This is a genomic window from Dyella sp., from assembly GCF_035503745.1.
In the GTDB taxonomy this organism is placed as follows: Bacteria; Pseudomonadota; Gammaproteobacteria; order Xanthomonadales; family Rhodanobacteraceae; genus Dyella_B.
Genome location: NZ_DATJTC010000038.1, coordinates 14,943 through 33,752 on the forward strand (window position 1 = coordinate 14,943; position 18,810 = coordinate 33,752).

13 protein-coding genes are annotated in these 18,810 nt (G+C 64.8%); 7 read left to right on the top strand and 6 right to left on the bottom strand.

Features of this window, described 5'->3' with window-relative positions; genetic code table 11:
• Positions 1 to 32 precede the first annotated feature (32 nt).
• From VME63_RS15215 to VME63_RS15235, 5 genes are all read right to left on the bottom strand, one after another.
• Positions 33 to 2,285 (bottom strand): xanthine dehydrogenase family protein molybdopterin-binding subunit, encoded by a 2,253-nt coding sequence (locus tag VME63_RS15215; protein ID WP_325434200.1) that lies wholly within the window; start codon positions 2,283 to 2,285, stop codon positions 33 to 35.
• Complete coding sequence (locus VME63_RS15220; protein ID WP_325434201.1) at positions 2,282 to 2,827, bottom strand: (2Fe-2S)-binding protein; 546 nt, start codon at positions 2,825 to 2,827, stop codon at positions 2,282 to 2,284. Before VME63_RS15220 ends, VME63_RS15215 begins: the two co-directional genes overlap by 4 nt.
• 213 nt (positions 2,828 to 3,040) lie before the next feature.
• A complete protein-coding gene (locus VME63_RS15225; RefSeq protein WP_325434202.1) occupies positions 3,041 to 4,360 on the bottom strand; it encodes an APC family permease in 1,320 nt (439 codons plus the stop codon).
• Positions 4,361 to 4,486: 126 nt separating this feature from the next.
• Positions 4,487 to 5,362 carry a PhzF family phenazine biosynthesis protein gene (locus tag VME63_RS15230; protein WP_325434203.1) on the bottom strand — a complete coding sequence of 292 codons (876 nt, stop codon included), beginning with the start codon at positions 5,360 to 5,362 and terminating at the stop codon, positions 4,487 to 4,489.
• Positions 5,363 to 5,483: 121 nt separating this feature from the next.
• Entirely contained in the window at positions 5,484 to 7,412 is a 1,929-nt protein-coding gene (locus VME63_RS15235) for a S53 family serine peptidase (protein ID WP_325434204.1), read from the bottom strand.
• 615 nt (positions 7,413 to 8,027) lie between these two features.
• Between VME63_RS15235 and VME63_RS15240 the strand changes: the two genes are divergently transcribed.
• The 7 genes from VME63_RS15240 to murD all read left to right on the top strand — a co-directional run bounded on the left by VME63_RS15240 (position 8,028) and on the right by murD (position 16,513).
• A complete protein-coding gene (locus VME63_RS15240; RefSeq protein WP_325434205.1) occupies positions 8,028 to 8,639 on the top strand; it encodes an outer membrane beta-barrel protein in 612 nt (203 codons plus the stop codon).
• A gap of 142 nt (positions 8,640 to 8,781) precedes the next feature.
• A complete protein-coding gene (locus VME63_RS15245) occupies positions 8,782 to 10,296 on the top strand; it encodes a fumarate hydratase (protein ID WP_325434206.1) in 1,515 nt (504 codons plus the stop codon).
• 251 nt (positions 10,297 to 10,547) lie between these two features.
• A complete protein-coding gene (locus VME63_RS15250; RefSeq protein WP_325434207.1) occupies positions 10,548 to 13,160 on the top strand; it encodes a bifunctional aspartate kinase/diaminopimelate decarboxylase in 2,613 nt (870 codons plus the stop codon).
• Positions 13,161 to 13,325: 165 nt separating this feature from the next.
• Positions 13,326 to 13,496 carry an endonuclease domain-containing protein gene (locus tag VME63_RS15255; protein ID WP_325434208.1) on the top strand — a complete coding sequence of 57 codons (171 nt, stop codon included), beginning with the start codon at positions 13,326 to 13,328 and terminating at the stop codon, positions 13,494 to 13,496.
• Positions 13,497 to 13,531: 35 nt separating this feature from the next.
• Positions 13,532 to 13,807 (top strand): DUF559 domain-containing protein, encoded by a 276-nt coding sequence (locus VME63_RS15260; protein WP_325434250.1) that lies wholly within the window; start codon positions 13,532 to 13,534, stop codon positions 13,805 to 13,807.
• Positions 13,804 to 15,153: a UDP-N-acetyl-alpha-D-muramoyl-L-alanyl-L-glutamate epimerase gene (murL, locus tag VME63_RS15265; RefSeq protein WP_325434209.1), complete on the top strand. Its 1,350-nt coding sequence runs from the start codon at positions 13,804 to 13,806 to the stop codon at positions 15,151 to 15,153. Before VME63_RS15260 ends, murL begins: the two co-directional genes overlap by 4 nt.
• 1 nt (position 15,154) lies before the next feature.
• Positions 15,155 to 16,513, top strand: a complete 1,359-nt coding sequence (gene murD, locus VME63_RS15270) for a UDP-N-acetylmuramoyl-L-alanine--D-glutamate ligase (RefSeq protein ID WP_325434210.1) — start codon at positions 15,155 to 15,157, stop codon at positions 16,511 to 16,513.
• 82 nt (positions 16,514 to 16,595) lie between these two features.
• Here murD and VME63_RS15275 read toward each other — a convergent pair whose 3' ends face one another.
• Positions 16,596 to 18,683, bottom strand: coding sequence for a M13 family metallopeptidase (locus VME63_RS15275; protein WP_325434211.1), 2,088 nt, complete (start codon positions 18,681 to 18,683; stop codon positions 16,596 to 16,598).
• Positions 18,684 to 18,810 lie beyond the last annotated feature (127 nt).

The following is an 18,810-nucleotide window of genomic DNA, read 5'->3' on the forward strand; positions in this document are numbered from 1 at the left end:
AATGAGCCGATGCCGCACCGACCCGGCAAAGATCATTGCAAGCGCATGAACTCTTTCATCAGCGGCAGGCGTCGCACGCGCGTGGCGCTGACGCGGAACACCGCATTGGCCAGCGCGGGCGCCGCCGTGGGCATGGCCAGGAAGCTGGCGCCGGTCGGGTCGTCTTCACCCGGCACCACGATTACTTCCACCGCCTTGGGCAGTTGCGCCATGCCGGCGAGCGGATAGTCTTTCCAGCTGTTTTGCTGCACTTTGCCGTCTTTGGTGGTGATGGCAAGGTTCATGGCGGTGGCGAGGGCGTCCAGTGTCGCCCCGGCCACCTGGCCCTCCAGACCCATGGGGTTGATCACCCGGCCGACGTCGACCGCGCATGCCACGCGCTCGATGGTGAGTTTCTCGCCCTGCAGCGAGACTTCGATGGCGTGCGCCACGTAGGCGCCATCCATGTACCAGCAGGCGATCCCCAGACCGTTGACCGAGCGCAGCCAGTCCTTCCAATTGATGCGGTCGGCCACCAGCTTGAGCACGTTGGCCAGGCGCGCGGTGTCGATCGCGCCGCCACCTTGCAGTGGGACCAGGCGTGCATCGCCGATCAGGCGCAGGCGCGTGTCCAGCGGATCTTCTTTGAGCGCGTGCGCGATCTCATCGATGAAGCAATCGACCGCAAACGCATTGGTGAGATGCGGCATGCCGCGATGCGGGCCGCGCGGCAAGGACGAGGCCAGGCTGAACCAGTCGCTGCGATAGTTGGGTACCAGGCCCGCCGGCAGCTGGTTGACGTCCACTTCGGACGTCCATAACCGGTCGCTCGACACGCCGCGGCCACTCTGCGCCGAGGCGCTGGCCACGCGCTGGTTCCATGCCAGGATACGGCGCTTGCTGTCGATGATGGCGCTGAGCTGGTGTACGCAGCCGGAGCGGTAGTAGTCGTGCGTAAGGTCTTCGTCGCGCGTCCAGAACAGGCGCAGCGGCTTGTCGATGGCCTGGGCCAGCAGCACCGCTTCGGCGACGTAGTCATGATCGAGCCGGCGGCCGTAGCCGCCGCCGATGCGCGGCACGCGGATGTCGATCTGCTCGGGCAGCAGGCCGGTAAGATGCTGCACCACCGTCCATGCCTGTTGTGGCGATTGCGTGGGCACGTAGAGCGTGGCGCTGGTCTTGTCCAGTCGCACCAGGCAGTTCATCGGTTCGCTGGTGGCGTGTGCCAGCCACGGTTGATAGTAGGTGGCATCGACGTGGCGCGCGGCTTTGCGGCGCGCTTTCTGCACGTCGCCGTCGTCGCGCACGCGCGTGGTCGGCGCGCTGTCGCTGGCGAGCAGCGCGGTGGCCTGTTGTTCCAGCGCGGCGGTGCTTTCACTGCCGCTGGGGCCCGGCTTCCACGTCAGTTTCAGCGCGCGCCGGCCTTGCAGCGCGGCCCAGGTGGTGTCGGCGATCACCGCGACAACGGGCGCGATCACGGTTTGCCCGGGCGGCAATGCCGGATCGGGCTTGAGTTCGATCACCTTCAGCACGCCCTTGATGCCCATCGCGGCGCTGAAGTCTCTCTCGGCGAGGCGTCCGTCCGGCCACGGGCAATGTGCGAGCACGGCCACCACGGCGTCGCCGACATGCTGGTCGAGCGAGTAGGGCGTCTGGCCCGTCACGATCGCGTGCGCATCGACGTCGCCGGCCGGCTGGCCGATCAGGGTGTAGCGATCGGGTGTTTTCAGCGCGGGGAGATTCGGCGGCGGCGCGATCTTGGAGGCTGCCGCGGCAAGCGAGCCATAGGTAAGTTGGCGGCCATCGGGCGCGATCACCACGCTCTTTTCCGTGCGCAGGCGATCGGCCGGTACACCCAGTTGCTGCGCGGCGGCCTGCACCAGCAGCCAGCGCGCCAGCGCGCCGGCGGCGCGAAGGTCGTGCCACGCACGCGGGATGGAGTTGCCGGTGCCGCCCACCTGCTGGCCATAGAGCCAGCGCGGTTCGCCGTTGCCATTGACCACGCCAAGGCCCAGCGGCACTACGCGCACGCGCCGCCAGTCGGCATCCAGCTCGTCGGCGATGATGCGCGGCAAGGCGGTGTTCACGCCGGTGCCGGTATCCGGATCGCGCGCGCCGATCAGCACGTCGCCGTCGGCGTCGATGCGTACGTATAGGCCCAGGCCGTAGAGGGTATCGCCGAGCATGTCCAGCGGTATCGGCGGTTCGTTGGCCAGTGCGGTGCGCACGCCTACGATCAGCGCGCCGGCGGTGCCGGCCAGCACTTGCAGAAAGCGGCGGCGCGACAGTTCCACTGCGCCGCTCATGCCTTGGCTCCTTGCTTCATGGCCGCGGCGGCGCGCTTGACCGCCTTGCGCACGCGCGTCTGGCAGCCGCAGCGGCAAAGGTTGGGCAGGGTGTCGATGTCGCTGTCCGAAGGATCCTTATGCCGCGTCAGCAAATCCATCGAGGCGATCAGCCAGCCAGGCGTGCAGTAGCCGCAGCCGATGGCGTCTTCGTCGATGAACGCCTGCTGCAGCGGATGCAGCGTGCCTTTGGCATCGGCCAGTCCTTCCACGGTGACCACCTTCCGGCCCTGCAGCTTGCTCATCGGCACGCCGATGGCCGAGACGGCCTTGCCATCGACCAGCACCAGGTCCGCACCGCCTTCACCGTGTTCGCCGCCGTATTTGGTGCCATCCAGGCGCAGTACGTCGCGCAGGTACCAGAGCAGCGGCAGGTCCGGATCGCCGGTGTGGTTGAAGTGCTCGCCGTTGATCAGCAGATCGATCCCGCCGCCACTGACGACAGGGGCGAGGGCAGCCTTGTCGGCCTTGCGAGGTGCCGGCGCGGCGTGGTCTTGCGCCATCGATGAATTCTCCTTGGTACCTATCTGCCCATTGTGGCATTGCCGCAGGAAATTATCAGGCGGCCGGGAACGTGCTTGCCCGGACGTTTCCGGCGCGGCGGGCCGGTGTCTGGATGGAGGCTAAACAGGCGCGGTTGCGCTTGCTTGGCGGCAGGCCGCCCATGCGCGGTTTTAACAGGCGGCTTATCAACAGCCTGTTAGGGCTTGTCAGCGTCAGGGGTGCGCAGGCCGGAACAGGCGCCGCCAGACCAGGTAAACCGGGATGCCCGCCGCCATGATGGCCAGCCCGATACCGGTATTGACCAGGCTGGTACGCAAGCTCTGCACCACCACCAGGCCGATGGTGGCGATGAAGATCAAGGGCAGTAGCGGATAGCCCGGTACCCGGAACGACACCTCGCCCCGCTGCCGGCGCCGATACCAGAACAAGGTGGCCACACCCACTGCGCAGGCGAGCCAGTCGCCGAAGGTGGCGTAATCGAGCAACTGGCCGTAGCTGCCCGACAGCACCAGCACGATCGACCAGCCGGTGAGCAGCAGCAAGGCGAGATTGGGCGTGTGATGGCGCGGATGCAGCCGCCCCACGCTGGCGAAAAACAGCCCGTCCTCGCCCATCACTTGCAGCACGCGCGCGCCGGCCACCAGGGTGATGTTGCAGAAGCCGAAGGTGGAGATGGCGATGCCCACTGCGATCAGCTTGGCCCCCGCGCTGCCAAACACCTTGTCCATCACGTCCGCCGCCGGCGTCTGGCTGGCCGCCAGGCCATCGTGGCCGAGCACGGCGAGGTAGGCGATGTTGACCAGCGCGTAGGCCACGATCACGCCTGTCATGCCCAGTGTGAGTGCGCGCGGCAGCGTGCGTTGCGGTTCGCGTACTTCACCGGCAAGGTTGTTGAGATAGGTGAAGCCCGAATAGGCGAACAGCACCGGCAGCGAGGCGGACATGAAACCCACGTGTTGCCGCGCCGGATCCTGTGCCAGCACCGGGGTGCTGCCCGCGCCCGCCAGGAACAGCCCGCACACCACCAGCACCGCGACCGCCAGCAGCTTGAGCAGCGTGAACAGGTTCTGCATGTGCGTGCCGAACTTCAGGCCGAACAGATTGATGCCCGCGACCAGCACCAGTGCGCCCACCGCCAGCGGCGCCGCCGTCGCGGTCGGCAGGTCGAACACGGATGCGGCGTATTTGGCGAAGATGGTCGCCACGGCGGCGGTGGAGCCGGAATAAATCACCAGCAACATGGTCCAGCCGAACAGGAAGCCGGCCAGCGGTCCGAAGGCTTCGCGCAAGTAGACGTAGCTGCCCCCGGCGTGCGGGCGGCGCGCACCCAGTTCGGCGTAGCAGAGCGCGCCGATCAGCGTCAGTACGCCCGCGCCGATCCACATCAGCAGCAAAGCAAGTCCCGATTCGGTGCGCTGCGCGACGATGTACGGATTGAGGAAGATGCCGCCGCCGATGATGCCGCCGATGACGACCAGCGCGGCGTCCCGCAAACGAAGGCTGCGCTGGTAGTCGGCAACCGGTGATGTCATGGCAAGGTTCCTTCGGTCGTAAACCCAGAGCATGGCAATCGCGCTGGGCCAGGGCAAGCGTCCGGCGCAAGCGGTTGCCCCCGCCCCGGTTTCTAAACGCCGGCGTGGCCGCCATGCTTGGCGCGCTTACAGTTCCAGTTCGCCGCGGATGGCGATGACGCATTCGCCGCCGATGGTGATGGCGCCGCTGGCCGGATCGCGCGCGACGTCCACGTAGCCGTCGCGCTGCATCTCGCGCCCCTGGCTGGCGCGATAGCGCGCGCCGTAGCGGTGCGCGCCGCGTTCGGTGAGAAAGGCCATGATCGCTGCATTGGCGCTGCCGGTGACCGGATCTTCCGGGATGTCGTCGGCTGGACAGAACGCGCGCACCGCCATGGCGGCGTCGAGCGCCTGTTGGGCACCGAACACGCTCACGCCGACCGCGCGCAGGTTTCGGCAGAGGCCGGCGATGGCCGGCAGATCGGGCGTGAGGCCGCGCACATGCGCCGCATCGCGCAAGTCGCAGATCAGCCAGCGCGGTCCGTTGTCGATAAGACGCAACTGCGCCTCTTCCAGCACAACCTGCAACGCGCGGCCGAGCAAGGCGCGTACATCGTCCTCGACGCGGTGCACGTGCGCGGGCGGCGCCTGCACGTGGATGCTGCGTCCGGCGCCGTCGCCATCGACCCGAATCGGCAGCAGGCCAGCGGCGCATTCCTGGATCAAGGCATGTTTACCGGGCGGCACCAGCCCGGCTTCGATCGCCGCATACGCACTGCCCACGCTGGGATGGCCGGCAAATGGCAATTCCTGGCGTGGCGTGAAGATGCGCACGCGGTAATCGGCTTGCGGCGAGGTGGGCGGCAGCAGGAAAGTGGTTTCCGACAGATTCGTCCAGCGCGCGAAAGCGCGCATGGTGTCATCGCAAAGACCATCGCCGTCGATCACTACCGCCAGCGGATTGCCTTGCAAAGGCTGGTTGGAAAACACGTCCAGCTGCATGAAGCGGCGCTTGGTAGGCATGGTGGCATCCGTCGTTGCGAGCCATCCATCGTAGCGGTTGCGGCGCGTTTGCGTATGGCCCAAAAGAAACCGGCCCGCACGCGAGACGTGCGGGCCGGTTGTTCAAGCCAGCAGGCCAGGATCAGAATCCGCTGCGCAGGAACGTATCCAGATTGGCCACGTCCAGCGTGCCGATGCCCGCACCCGGGTTGTAGTGCGGCGAGCCGTAGTAGAACCAGTTGTCGCCGGCGCGTACGCTGTTGAAGGCCGAGAAGCGGCCGTAGCCGAAGAAGTTCTGCAGCGCATAGATCTGCGGATTCCACAGGCCTACGCGATGCCCCGTGCTTTGCTTGAGCAATGCCGTGATGCCGTTGAGCTGCGGCGCCACGAAGCTGGTGCCGCCTTCGCCGGCAATCACGCCGCCATCGGAGGTGGCGACATAGATGTAGCCGGTTTCAGGGTCGGCATTCAGTGCCACGTCCGGCACGTTGCGGCCGGCGAAATGGGACGGCAGTTTCAGCAACGTGGTCGGGCCCGCGCTGGGATCGATGTAGACCAGCGACTGCTTTGCCTCGCTGCTGCGAACGCCGAAGGTGAAATCCTGATAGAACGGCGTATGCCAATACACGCTCACGCCGCCGCCGCCGCCCGTGGAGAACAGGTCGATCACGTTGGGGCCGATGTAGGTGTTGAAATAGTTCTGGATGTAATCCCAGCCCCAGACGCTTTCCTGGGTGATGGACTGCACCGGGCCGGTGCCGAAGGCAAAGCTGTACGGTGTGGTGGTGCCGCCGGCTGCGGTGATGTATGGATCGGAGGCCGGCGAATCCACCGTCAGCGGTGCGCTGAAGTCGCCCGCCGCGGTGCCGGTTCCCAGCGAGCGCACGGTATCGTACGCACCGGAGTCGCCTGCGGCGGCGAACAGCGACTGGCCCTGCGCCGCCGCTTCCAGGAAGATCGCGTGGAACGCGCGCAGATCGCCCACGTCCCGGGTATCGGTATCGCTGGCGCCGTCGATGTTGAGTGCGGCGAAATTGAAGATTTCCGGCGAGCCCCAGCTGGTGGAGATGCTATCGGCGACGTTGTCCGACACGGCTTGCGCGAACGCATCGACAAAGCCGTTGCCGGCATTCGGCGCGTCGTACACGATGATGTTGGCGAAGGGCGCGATGCCGCCGGACTGTTCCACGTCGATGGACGTTTCACCGCTGCCGCCGTCAATGGCCCCGCCGCCATCTACATGCACCTGCGTGATGCGGTTGGGCTTGGTCGCCAGGCCGATATCGTTCCAATAGGTTTGCGCGTCGGAGGGATAGAAGTTCGACAGCGTCACGATGGCGACGGTGGAGCCCTTGCCCACGACGCCGCGCTTATAGAGCGGATTGATGTCGTAGAAATTGGCCACGTCGCCCACCGTGTATTCGCCGGGTATGCCTGTGGCGGTGGGATTGCTGCTCGATCCGCCCGCGCCGAACGCCAGTGCGCTGGTCTTGGGATGTTGCGCGGCAAGTGAGGTAAATGCCGACGAGGAGACGTGATGCGGACGATAGATCAGCTCATTGCTCAGGCCGCTGGCTGCATCCACCACGTCGGCGATGGCCGAAGGAATCTGCGGCGCCGAAACCGGCTTGTGGAAGCTGTGCCCGTCCTGGCGCGACACGAAGTTGTGCACCGAGGTCTGGAACAACTGGTTGTACTGGCGCAGCGTGCCGCTGGTGCGAATCGCCAGATGGCTGGGCAGCACTTCGCTGGTGATGCCTTGCTGCTTGAGTACCGATTGCACGCGTGCGATCGCCTCGTCCGTGGCGCCGTATTGCGCCGCGAACTGGCTGGTGGTGAGGAACCGCTGATAATTGGGATTGCCCGGCGTCACGGTCTGCTTGATGAAATTCTCCAACGCAGCCTGATTGCGCAACTTAAGTACCAGCGTAACGTTGACGACCTGGTTGGACGCCGCCGCACCTGTATCGACGGCAGGCGTTGCGGTGGCCGCCACGGCGCCGGCGCTCAAGCCGGCCAACAACAAACCCAGAGACAACGAAAGCGATGTGCGGTGCAACTTCGCGAACATGGTGTATCTCCTTTGCGAGGCGAAGCGGTTGGCCGAATCGACGTGGTGCGTGCCAAGCGATGCACGCGGCCAGGCCTGCTCCGGCAAGACCGGTAGGCATTTAACGTGAAGAGAATTCTTTCCCCGCGGCGGCGTCCGTCTCCCCTGATGACTGCCGTCACACCGCTTGGACCAGCGTATAACGCTATCGCCGGGCGGGGAAGTGTCCGCACGTCATGTAGGTATTCGCTGATTTCAGGTAGGGGAAGACGCTGATCAGCCGTCTAATACGATGACTATCGACAGATGTCGGATAAATCATTCCGCGCTGAAAAAATCAGCACTTGGAGCCGCTTCGTTGTCGGAAAATGGCTCGTGCGCTTCGTCCGGTTGTGCGCACTGTTGTGTCAGTAAAGGTAGTCCATCGCTGTAGGCCTAAGTCTGTACGCGGTGAGGAAAATTCGCGAACGCATTTTGCGTAAGCGCCGACCTACAACCATGTAGGAAATGCCTTTATGCGCCGGGCGCGCAATTGGGTACCTTTTCGCGGCTTTTTTCAAAGCTCGCGACGGCATCGCTGGCATGCCATCAGGTCGGGCGGTCGATTTCCCCACCCTCAATAAGGAAGTACTCAACATGCGGAAGTTCGCAACAGTCGCTATGGCCATGGCGCTTGGTACGGTTTCGTCCGTCGCCCTTGCCGATGGCAATGCGTTCGTCAACACCAATCTCGGCGCGTCCCACTATCAGGTCGATAACCCCTTTACCGGTTATGACAACAGCTTCAGCAAGACCGGCAAGGCCGGCGCGCTGCGCGCGGGTTATCGCTGGAACAGCGTGGTCGATTACGGCGTCGAGGCCGGTTATGGCTACCTTGGCAACGCCACCGCGCGCGCCGCGTTTCCGGACGGCTCCATCGACCGCCAGCAGGTGAAGACGCGCGGCTGGCTGCTTGGCGCCAACCTTAACTACAACATCGCTGAGCATTGGTACGTCGGCGGTCGCCTGGGCTGGTTCCGCGCACGTACCAGCTATGAAGAGCGCTATACGAATGTGTCCGGCCAGCCGTCCAATTACCGCGGCTGGGAAGTCGCCACGGGCGAATACTTCGGCGTCGGCGGCGGCTACAACGTCAACAAGTCGTTCAGCCTGGGCCTTGCCTACGACACCTATCGCGCGCCTAACGCCGATAACAGTTACAGCACCCGCATCGGCATGTACTCGCTCCAAGCCGAATATCGCTTCTGATTCAAGGGGTTAAGCCCCATCTTTGCGGCCGCCTGGCGCGGCCGTTTTTTTAACGGCAGGGCCCAATGGGGCACAATAAGGAGGTTACGTCCCGCGGGTGCAAGGCTCGCCGGGTCTCGTCCCTCCAGTCCAAGCAGCCGCCATGACCCTCATCAAACAAGACGACCTGATCCAGTCCGTTGCCGACGCACTCCAGTACATCAGCTACTACCACCCCGTCGACTACATCACCAACCTCGCCAAAGCCTACGAGCGCGAAGCGTCGCCGGCCGCCAAGGATGCGATGGCGCAGATCCTGATCAATTCGCGCATGGCCGCCGAAGGCCATCGTCCGCTGTGCCAGGACACCGGCATCGTGACGGTGTTCCTGAAGGTGGGCATGAACGTGCGCTGGGATGCGACGATGAGCCTGGAGGACATGGTCAACGAGGGCGTGCGCCGTGCCTACAACCACCCCGACAACACATTGCGCGCCAGCGTGCTGGCCGATCCGGCCGGCAAGCGCGCCAACACCAAGGACAACACGCCGGCGGTGATCAACGTCTCCATCGTGCCGGGCGATACCGTCGATGTGATCGTCGCGGCCAAGGGCGGCGGTTCGGAGGCAAAATCCAAGTTCGTCATGCTCAACCCCTCCGACTCCATCGTCGACTGGGTGCTCAAGACCGTGCCGACCATGGGCGCCGGCTGGTGCCCGCCGGGCATGCTGGGCATCGGCATCGGCGGCACCGCCGAAAAGGCCATGCTGCTGGCGAAAGAGGCGCTGATGGAAGAGATCGACATCCAGGACCTGATCGCGCGCGGCCCGCGTAATCGCGCCGAGGAGTTGCGCATCGAGCTGTACGAAAAGGTCAACGCGCTGGGCATCGGCGCGCAGGGCCTGGGTGGGCTGACCACCGTGCTCGACGTCAAAGTGAAGGATTACCCGACCCATGCCGCCAACCTGCCAGTGGCGATGATTCCCAATTGCGCCGCCACGCGCCACGCGCATTTCACGCTGGACGGCTCGGGCCCCGTGATGCTCGATCCGCCTTCGCTGGAAGATTGGCCCAAGCTCACCTACGACGCGTCCAAGGGCCGTCGCGTCAACCTCGACACGTTGACGCGCGAGGACGTCGCCGGCTGGAAACCCGGCGAGGTACTGCTGCTCAACGGCAAGCTGCTTACCGGCCGCGACGCTGCGCATAAGCGCATGGTCGACATGCTGAACAAAGGCGAGCCGTTGCCGGTGGATTTCCGCGGCCGCTTCATCTACTACGTTGGCCCGGTCGATCCGGTGCGCGACGAGGTGGTAGGCCCGGCCGGCCCGACCACGGCCACGCGCATGGACAAATTCACCGAACAGGTGCTGGCGCAGACCGGCCTTCTGGGCATGGTCGGCAAGGCCGAGCGCGGACCGGCGGCGATCGAGGCCATCAAGCGGCACCAGTCGGTGTACCTGATGGCCGTCGGCGGTGCCGCCTACCTGGTCTCCAAGGCGATCAAGGCCAGCCGCGTGCTGGCGTTCGAAGACCTGGGGATGGAGGCCATCTACGAATTCGAGGTCCAGGACATGCCCGTGACCGTGGCGGTGGATTCGGCCGGCACCTCGGTACACAAGACCGGTCCGCGCGAGTGGCAGGCGAAGATCGGCAAGATTCCCGTCATGGTCGAATAAATCCGAGCACTGCTCCCTCCCCTGCGCGCAGGGGAGGGCTGGGGAGGGGTAAAGCAATCTTGCCTCGATGCAAGTTTTAAGAGCACCCCCTCCCAACCTCCCCCTGCGAAGCAGGGGGAGGAGCTGTCTGCGGCAAGATGCGCAGGGGCATTTAGCCGTCCAAACCCTTAGTACCAATCAGCGGTTGCATTCCGGCTGATGCAGCGCAACACTGGCAGGAATGTTTTCCCCGCAACGCTGACAGAGAAACCGTGACCTCCAACGCCTCCGCGCCGCTTTCCGCCGGCGCTCCCTGGATCGTGATGAAGTTCGGCGGCACCAGTGTCGCCACCTTGCCACGTTGGCAGAACATCCGTGAGCTGGTCGCCAGCCGCCGTGCCGAAGGCGCGCGCGTGCTGGTGGTCGTGTCCGCGCTCACCGGCATCACCGACGCACTCAAACAATTGTGCGCACAGGAAGACAAAGGCAAACGAATCGAGGCTGCCAAGGCGATCGCGCAACGTCACTACGACCTGCTCGATCACATGCAGCTGGCCGTTCCCGACACCCTCGCGGCGCGCTTGAGCGAATTGGCACGGCTGGCCGATGAAGGTCCGGCGGTGCTGGGCGAGCTGGCATGGTCGGCGCTGGTGCAGGCCCATGGCGAGCTGATGTCCAGCGCATTGGGTTCGGCATTTCTCAGTCACAGCGGCCTGCCCACGCGGTGGCTGGATGCGCGCGATTGCCTGGCGGCGGTGGCGCTGCCCAACCAGAACGAGCGCACCAAGTTGCTGTCGGCGATGGTCGAGGCCAAACCCGACCCCAGCTTGAACCAAAGGCTGGCCGCGCAAGGCGAGGTGTTCATCACCCAGGGCTTCATCGCGCGCGAAGCGCAGGGGCGCACGGTGCTGCTCGGCCGCGGCGGTTCGGATACGTCGGCCTCCTATTTCGGCGCGTTGCTGAAAGCGCAGCGGGTGGAGATCTGGACCGACGTCGCCGGCATGTTCACCGCCAATCCGCGCCAGGTGCCCGGTGCGCGCCTGTTGCAGAAGCTCGATTACGAAGAGGCGCAGGAAATCGCCTCCACCGGCGCCAAGGTGCTGCATCCGCGCTGCCTCTCGCCACTGCGCGAGCCGCGCGTACCGATGCTGATCAAGGACACCAACCGGCCCGAACTCGAGGGCACGGTGATCGGGCCCGAAGTGCGCGAACACGCGCCAAGCGTCAAAGCGATCAGTGCGCGCAAGGGCATCACGCTGATATCGATGGAGTCGGTGGGCATGTGGCAGCAGGTCGGCTTCCTGGCCGACGTGTTCGCGCAATTCAAGCAACACGGGCTGTCGGTGGATTTGATCAGTTCGGCCGAGACCAACGTCACCGTGTCGCTCGATCCCACCGAAAACCTGCTCGATTCCGATGCGGTCGCCGCGCTGGCCAGCGACCTGGCGAAGGTGTGCCGCGTGAAAGTCATCGCGCCGTGCGCGGCCATCACCCTGGTCGGGCGCGGCATGCGCTCCATGCTGCATACCTTGTCGGGCGTGCTGGCGGAATTTGGCCAGTTGCGCGTGCACCTGATCTCGCAATCGTCCAACAACCTCAACCTCACCTTCGTGGTGGATGAGAGCGTGGTGGACGAGCTGATCCCACGCCTGCACGACATGCTGATCGCCGCCGGCGCGTTGCGCACCGACGACAGCGCCCTGTTCGGCTCCAGCTGGCAAAGCCTGTACGGCAGCGGCGAAGCGGCGCCCGCGGGCGACGCCTGGTGGCGCACGGCGTGCCGCGATCGGCTGCTGCAACTGGGCACCCAGGCCACGCCACGCTACGTGTATCACCTGCCCACGGTGCGTCAGCAGGCGCGCAATCTGAAAACGCTGGCGGCCGTGGACCGGCTGCATTACGCGGTCAAGGCAAACACGCATCCGGCCATCCTGCGCGCACTGGCCGAAGAGGGCTTCGGTTTCGAATGCGTCTCGCCGGGCGAATTGAAGGCCGTGATGGCCGCGGTTCCCGAGTCGGCACCGCTGTTGTTCACGCCCAATTTCGCGCCGCGCGAGGACTACGCATGGGCGCTGGGCACCCGCGCCACCGTCTCGCTCGATTCGCTCTATCCGCTGGAACACTGGGGCGAGGTTTTCCGCGGACGCGACATCGTGCTGCGCGTGGATCTCGGACGTGGGCTGGGGCATCACGAAAAAGTGCGTACCGGCGGCAGCGGTAGCAAATTCGGCTTGCCGGTGGACCAGATCGACGCATTCCTGCGTCTGGCCGACGCGCATCATGTCACCGTGCGCGGCCTGCACGCGCACCTGGGCTCGGGCATCCTCGACGACAAGCACTGGGGCGAGGTGTACGGCCAGCTGGCCAGTCTCGCCGAACGTATCGGCAGCGTGGCGTTCCTCGACATCGGCGGGGGTCTGGGCGTGCCTTCGCATCCGGGCGAAGCACGGCTGGACATCGCCGCGCTGGACGAGGTGCTGCGCAAGGTCAAGGCGGCCTACCCGCACTACCAGCTGTGGATGGAGCCCGGCCGCTACCTGGTGGCCGATGCCGGCGTGCTGCTTGCCCGCGTCACGCAACAGAAGGGCAAGGGCAGCTGGCGTTACCTGGGCGTGGACACCGGCATGAACAGCCTGATCCGTCCCGCGCTGTACGACGCCTGGCATGAAATCGTCAATCTCACCCGCCTGGACGAGCCGGCGACGGCGCTGTACCAGGTGGTGGGCCCGATTTGCGAAAGCGGCGACGTGATCGGCTCCGATCGCCGCCTGCCCGAGGCCAAAGAGGGCGACGTGGTGTTGATCGCCCAGGCCGGCGCCTACGGGAAAGTGATGTCCTCGCCGTACAATCTGCGGGACGAGGCGCAAGAGATCATCCTGGAGTGACGCCGCGCTCTTTCCTCTCCTCTTCGGGGAGAGGGGAGGGTGAGGGGACAATCTTGCGATGAAGGAAAATCGAAGCCGGTTTGAGGATGCCTTCTCGCAAGGTTATCCCCTCATCCCGGCCTTCTCCCCGGAGGGGGAGAAGGGGAAAAGCGCGGAGTCGCAAGGATGAAACGTTTGCACGTGGATCGGATGAGGAAGCTGCGGCGGAATATGGCCGATGCCGAGCGCTTGCTCTGGCGCCATTTGCGCAATCGCCATTGCTTGGGATGGAAATTCTGCCGCCAACATGGAATCGATCGCTATATCGTCGATTTCATCTGTCCGGATACTGCCTGATTCTGGAGCTCGACGGCGGACAACATGTGGAAATGATGGCAAAGGATGCCGATCGTACGTATCGACTTGAAGGAATGGGTTACCGTGTGCTGCGTTTCTGGAACAATGATGTATTGAAAAATACCGAAGCAGTGCTTGGGGTGATTTTGGAGGCTCTGGCAGGAGCGACCTTTCACTCCCGGCCCTCTCCCCGGAGGGGAGAGGGGGCACAGCGCGACGCGGTTCCTCCCGCTACCCCCCCCGAGGAACGGGCGGGGGTGAGGGGCCGCCATTGCAACACGTTAGAAACAGATCCGGAGCTTTGCGAGTGACCAACCCGATCCAACCCCGCCTGACTCAGGTCTTCCGCTTCGTGCGCTGCAGTTACGCCGACGGCGTCGCGGAGCTGGTGTATGCCTTCGACCAGGGCGAGGAACTGATCGAGCGCGTGCGTTTTCCGGCCGCCCCCGCCGTTACCGCCGAGCGCAAGCACGCTTTCGAAGCGGCGTTGACGCTGCTGCATCTGATCGCCGGCGTCAGCTATTACAAGGCCGGCGTGCCGCCGAAGATCGAGCTTTGCAGCGGGCCGCTGGACGATGCCACGGCCGATCTGCTCGATGCCCTGTACCTGCATGGCCTGGCCGAATTTGCCTACCGCAACGGCCTGGACCTGCGCGGACGCATCGCGTTCCCACGCTCGGGCGAACCTTCGGGCATGGTGCTGGCTTCGGCGCTGCATCTGCCGCCGCGCACCCTGGTGCCCATCGGCGGCGGCAAGGATTCGCTGGTCGCGGTCGAAGCGATCAAACAGGCCGGTGGCGCGGCGACCGCCGTGTGGGTGGGCAATTCGCCATTGATCGCCACGTGCGCCGAACGCACGGGGCTTCCCACGCTCAACATTCAACGCGAACTGGCGCCGGGCCTGTTCGAACTGAACCGGCTCGGCGCCTGGAACGGGCATATCCCCGTGACGGCGGTGAATTCGGCGGTACTCGCGGTCGCGGCGATTCTTTACGGCTACGACAGCATCGCCTTCGCCAACGAACGTTCCGCCTCCGCGGCCACGCTCGAATACGACGGCCAGCAGGTAAACCACCAATGGAGCAAGGGCTACGCCTTCGAGCGGGCGCTGGGCGACTGGCTGTACACGCATGTGGCCGCCGATCTGCATTACTGCTCGCTGCTGCGGCCGTATTCCGAATTGGCCATTACGCGCGCGTTCGCCAAACTCACGCCGTACTTCGACGTGTTCTCCAGTTGCAATCGCAATTTCAAACTGCTCGGTCCCAGGCCGGCCGACCGCTGGTGCGGCGAGTGCCCGAAATGCCACTTCGTATTCCTGGCGCTGGCGCCGTTCCTGCCCAAGCCGCGCCTGCTGGCGATCTTCGGCCGCAACCTGCTCGATGACGAAACGCAGACGGCCGGCTTCGATGCCCTGCTGGAATACCGCGACCACAAACCGTTCGAGTGCGTGGGCGAAGGCGCCGAGGCGCGTGCGGCGATGTACGCACTGAGCCAGCGGCCGGAATGGCAGGAAGATGCCCTGGTGGCGCGCTTTGGCAACGAGATCCTGCCGCAGCTCGAGGTAGCCGAACTGGCACTGGAACCCTGGTTGCAGCCGGCCGGCGATCATCGCGTGCCAGACCGCCTGCAGCCGGCGCTCGCGGCCGTCGGCTGACATGCGCATCGCCGAGCTTGCCGGGCAGCGCGTGGCGATCTGGGGCTTCGGGCGCGAAGGCCGCGCCGCGATCCACGCCTTGCGCCTGCGCGTTCCGGAACTTTCGCTTGCGTTGTACTGCGGCCAGGCCGAGGCGGCCGACGCGCAGGCGTTGGACCCCGCCTTGCGCGTGTATGCGCACGAACCGGATGCCGTTGCGCTGAGCGCTTACGATGTAGTGATCAAGTCGCCCGGCATCTCCGCCTATAAGCCGGCCATCGTCACCGCGCAGGCCCAAGGCACGCGATTCACCTCCGGCACCGCGTTGTGGTTTGCGGAAAATTCGCAGGCACGCGTGGTTGCCATTACCGGTACCAAAGGCAAAAGCACCACCACGGCATTGCTCGCGCACCTGGCACGTGATTTAGGCGTGCGCACCGCGCTGGCGGGAAATATTGGATTGCCCTTGCTCGAACTGCTCGATCGGCAGGCCGATCTATGGGCGATCGAGCTTTCCAGTTTCCAGACCGGCGAAGCCGGTGCGCTGGAGCTGGGTGTGGTCACCAGCCTGTACGAGGAGCATCTGGACTGGCACGGTTCGCGCGAACGCTATGTCGCCGACAAGCTGAAGCTGGCCCAAGCGGCAAACCAATTGCTGGTCAACGCCGAGCAGTCCGGCTTGCTGGAAAAAACCGCGTCGCATCCGCGTCGCCGGCTGTTCGGCCATCCGGATGGCTGGCATGTCGCCGAGGGATTTATCCGGCGCGGCGAGACGGGCGTGTTTGCGCTGGACAAGCTTTCCGTTCCCGGCGCGCATAACGCGTTGAATGCCTGCGCGGCGCTCGCGGCGTTGGATATCATGGGTTTCGATGCGGTGGCGGCGGCGCCTGCGCTTGCCCATTTTCGCGCCTTGCCGCACCGCTTGCAGCCCTTGGGCGAACGCGATGGTTTGCAGTGGGTCAACGATTCCATCAGCACTACGCCGCTGGCGACCCTGGCCGCGCTCGACAGTCTGCATGGTCGCGAGGTGACGGTGATCGTGGGCGGTCACGACCGCGGTCTGGATTGGTCGCCGTTCGTGCAGTCGGTTGCGGGACGCGCGACGTTGCGCGTGGTCACGCAGGGCGCCAACGGCCCGCGCATCGCGGCGGCTTTACGTGCGGGCAGGTCGTCCGTGCCACGGGGCGATGTCGACAAGCTTGACGACGCGATCGAGATGGCACGCACCATCACGCCACCAGGCGGCGTCGTGCTGCTGTCGCCGGGTGCCCCGAGTTTCGACCAGTTCCACGATTACGCCGAGCGCGGCCGGCACTTCGCCGATATCGCCGGGTTCGATGGCAAGGCCATCACCGGGATCGATGGATTGGGCATCGCATGATGGCGCCACATCGTTGACGAGCGCGTAAGCAAAAAGGCCGCACCGGTGACGGTGCGGCCCGTACGTTTCGCGGATCGCAGGCTTACCAGATCTTCACGCGCTCATCGGGCGCCAGATAAAGCTTTTCGCCCGGCTTTACGTTGAACGCATCGTACCAGCCGTCGATATTGCGCACGGTCTGCGCGCGGAAGTTGGCGGGTGCGTGTACGTCGGTGGCCAGGCGTTGGCGCAAGGCGGCATCGCGGATCTTCGAGCGCCATGCCTGTCCAAATGCAAGGAAGAAGCGCTGGTCGCCGGTCAAGCCATCGATCACCGGTGCAGGCTTGCCGTCGAGCGACTTATGGTAAGCGGCAAACGCGGCAGTGAGGCCCGACACGTCGGCGATGTTTTCTCCAAGCGTCTGCTGGCCGTTTACATGCAGGCCCGGCAGTGCCACGTATTGGTCGTACTGCTTGACCAGCTTCTGCGTGGCAGCCTGAAAGTGCGCGGCGTCCTCGGGCGTCCACCAGTTTTCCATCTTGCCCTGCGCGTCGAAATCGGCGCCGGTGTTGTCGAAGCTGTGGCTTATTTCGTGACCGATGATCGCGCCGATCGCGCCATAGTTCGCGGCATCGTCCGAGCGGGGGTCGAAGAACGGCGGTTGCAGGATCGCGGCCGGGAAATTGAGCGCATTCTGCAACGGCAGATTCACCGCGTTGACGGTCTGCGGCGTCATCCACCACTCGCCGCGATCGACCGGCTGGTTCAGCTTGGCGAGCTGGTGCCGGTATTCGAACAGTTCCGCGCGGCGATGATTGCCGAGCGGATCGTCGCGCTTGATCTCAAGCGAGGCGTAATCGCGCCAGCTTTCCGGATAGCCCACGCCCACCCGCAAGGTAGCGATCTTCTCCTTGGCCTTGGCACGCGTGGCGGGCGTCATCCAGGCGAGCGTGTCGATGCGCTCGGCGAAGGCGGCGATGATGTTTTTCACCAGCGCCTGCACCTTGGCCTTGGACGAAGCGGGGAAGTAGTGCTTGATGTAAATCTGGCCTACCGCATCGCCCAGATCGACATTGGTGATGGCCACGCCGCGCTTCCAGCGTTCCTGCTGCTTGGGTGTGCCTTGCAGCGTGGTGCCGTAGAAGTTGAAGTTGAGTTCGTCGTAAGCCTTGGGCAGCAGCGGTGCGCTGCTGTCGAGCAGGTGGTAGCGCAGCAAGTCTTTCCAGGTCTGGATCGGTTCGCTCGACACCAGCGCGGCGATGCCGGTCGTTGCCGATGGTTGCCACACGTCGATGTGTTGCTGATCGCCCAGGCCCGCGGCCTTGAAATAGGCGGTCCAGTCCAGGCCGGGCGCTTTGTGCGCGAAGTCGCTCATGCTCCAGACATTGTTCGCCTTGTGCACGTCTTGGCTGTCGACCAGGCTCTCCTGCGCCTTTGCGATCTTGGTTTCCAGCGCGATGATCGCCTTGGCCTGCGCGTCGGCGTCGGGTGTGCCGGCCAGTTTCAGCAGCGACGTGACGTAGGTCTGGTACTTGGCCCGGAATGCGGCCATCTGCGCGTCCTGCGAGAGGTAGTACTCGCGGCTGGGCATCGCGATGCCACCCTGCAGCAGATATGCCATGTTATGCGCAGGGTCTTCCAGGCCTTGCGTCACAAACAGGCCAAACAGGTGTTCGGTGTGGAAATTGGTGTTATTGATCGGATCGACGTCGGCGCGCTGTTCGCTGCCGAGCACGGTAGCCAGATCGTCGCGCGTCTTGATCGCGTCGATCTGCTCTAGCTGCGGCTTGATCGAGGCCAGGCCGCGTTTTTCGATGTTGGCCGTGTCCATGACCGCGGCGTAATAGTCGGCGATCTTCCGTTCGTTGGAACCGGGCGCCGCGTGCGCGCTGCCGATGTTCTTGATCAGTTCGGCGGTGTGTTTCTCGGCCTGTTCGTACACCTGCAGGAAGGTGCCGGTGCTGGAGCGGTCGGCGGGGATCTGCGCCGTTTTCAACCAGGTGCCGTTGGCGTAGCCGAAGAAATCGTCGCCCGGCTTGATCGCATGGTCGATGCCGGCCAGGTCGATGCCGATGGCGGGTCCCGGCGGAACCTGGCTGCCCGCATTCGCGCCCAATACGGCAGGCACCGCCATCAGGGTGGTGGCACTTCCCAGTACCGTCGCTGTGATAATCCTCTTAAGCCGTTGCATGGCCATCACCTATGTGGGGAAACAGTTCCCCACCATAGTCCCCGGCGAAGGGGTTGTGAGCATGACTTTTGGGCTACGCCAACCGGTTTTCGCCGGAACGACGTGGAGGCGCGGGTCGAAGCCGGGA

Coding starts and splice junctions, on each gene's coding strand:
- VME63_RS15215 (WP_325434200.1), bottom strand. CDS start 2,285: ATGAGCGGCGCAGTGGAACTGTCGCGCCGCCGCTTTCTGCAAGTGCTG.
- VME63_RS15220 (WP_325434201.1), bottom strand. CDS start 2,827: ATGGCGCAAGACCACGCCGCGCCGGCACCTCGCAAGGCCGACAAGGCT.
- VME63_RS15225 (WP_325434202.1), bottom strand. CDS start 4,360: ATGACATCACCGGTTGCCGACTACCAGCGCAGCCTTCGTTTGCGGGAC.
- VME63_RS15230 (WP_325434203.1), bottom strand. CDS start 5,362: ATGCCTACCAAGCGCCGCTTCATGCAGCTGGACGTGTTTTCCAACCAG.
- VME63_RS15235 (WP_325434204.1), bottom strand. CDS start 7,412: ATGTTCGCGAAGTTGCACCGCACATCGCTTTCGTTGTCTCTGGGTTTG.
- VME63_RS15240 (WP_325434205.1), top strand. CDS start 8,028: ATGCGGAAGTTCGCAACAGTCGCTATGGCCATGGCGCTTGGTACGGTT.
- VME63_RS15245 (WP_325434206.1), top strand. CDS start 8,782: ATGACCCTCATCAAACAAGACGACCTGATCCAGTCCGTTGCCGACGCA.
- VME63_RS15255 (WP_325434208.1), top strand. CDS start 13,326: ATGAAACGTTTGCACGTGGATCGGATGAGGAAGCTGCGGCGGAATATG.
- VME63_RS15260 (WP_325434250.1), top strand. CDS start 13,532: ATGGCAAAGGATGCCGATCGTACGTATCGACTTGAAGGAATGGGTTAC.
- murD (WP_325434210.1), top strand. CDS start 15,155: ATGCGCATCGCCGAGCTTGCCGGGCAGCGCGTGGCGATCTGGGGCTTC.
- VME63_RS15275 (WP_325434211.1), bottom strand. CDS start 18,683: ATGCAACGGCTTAAGAGGATTATCACAGCGACGGTACTGGGAAGTGCC.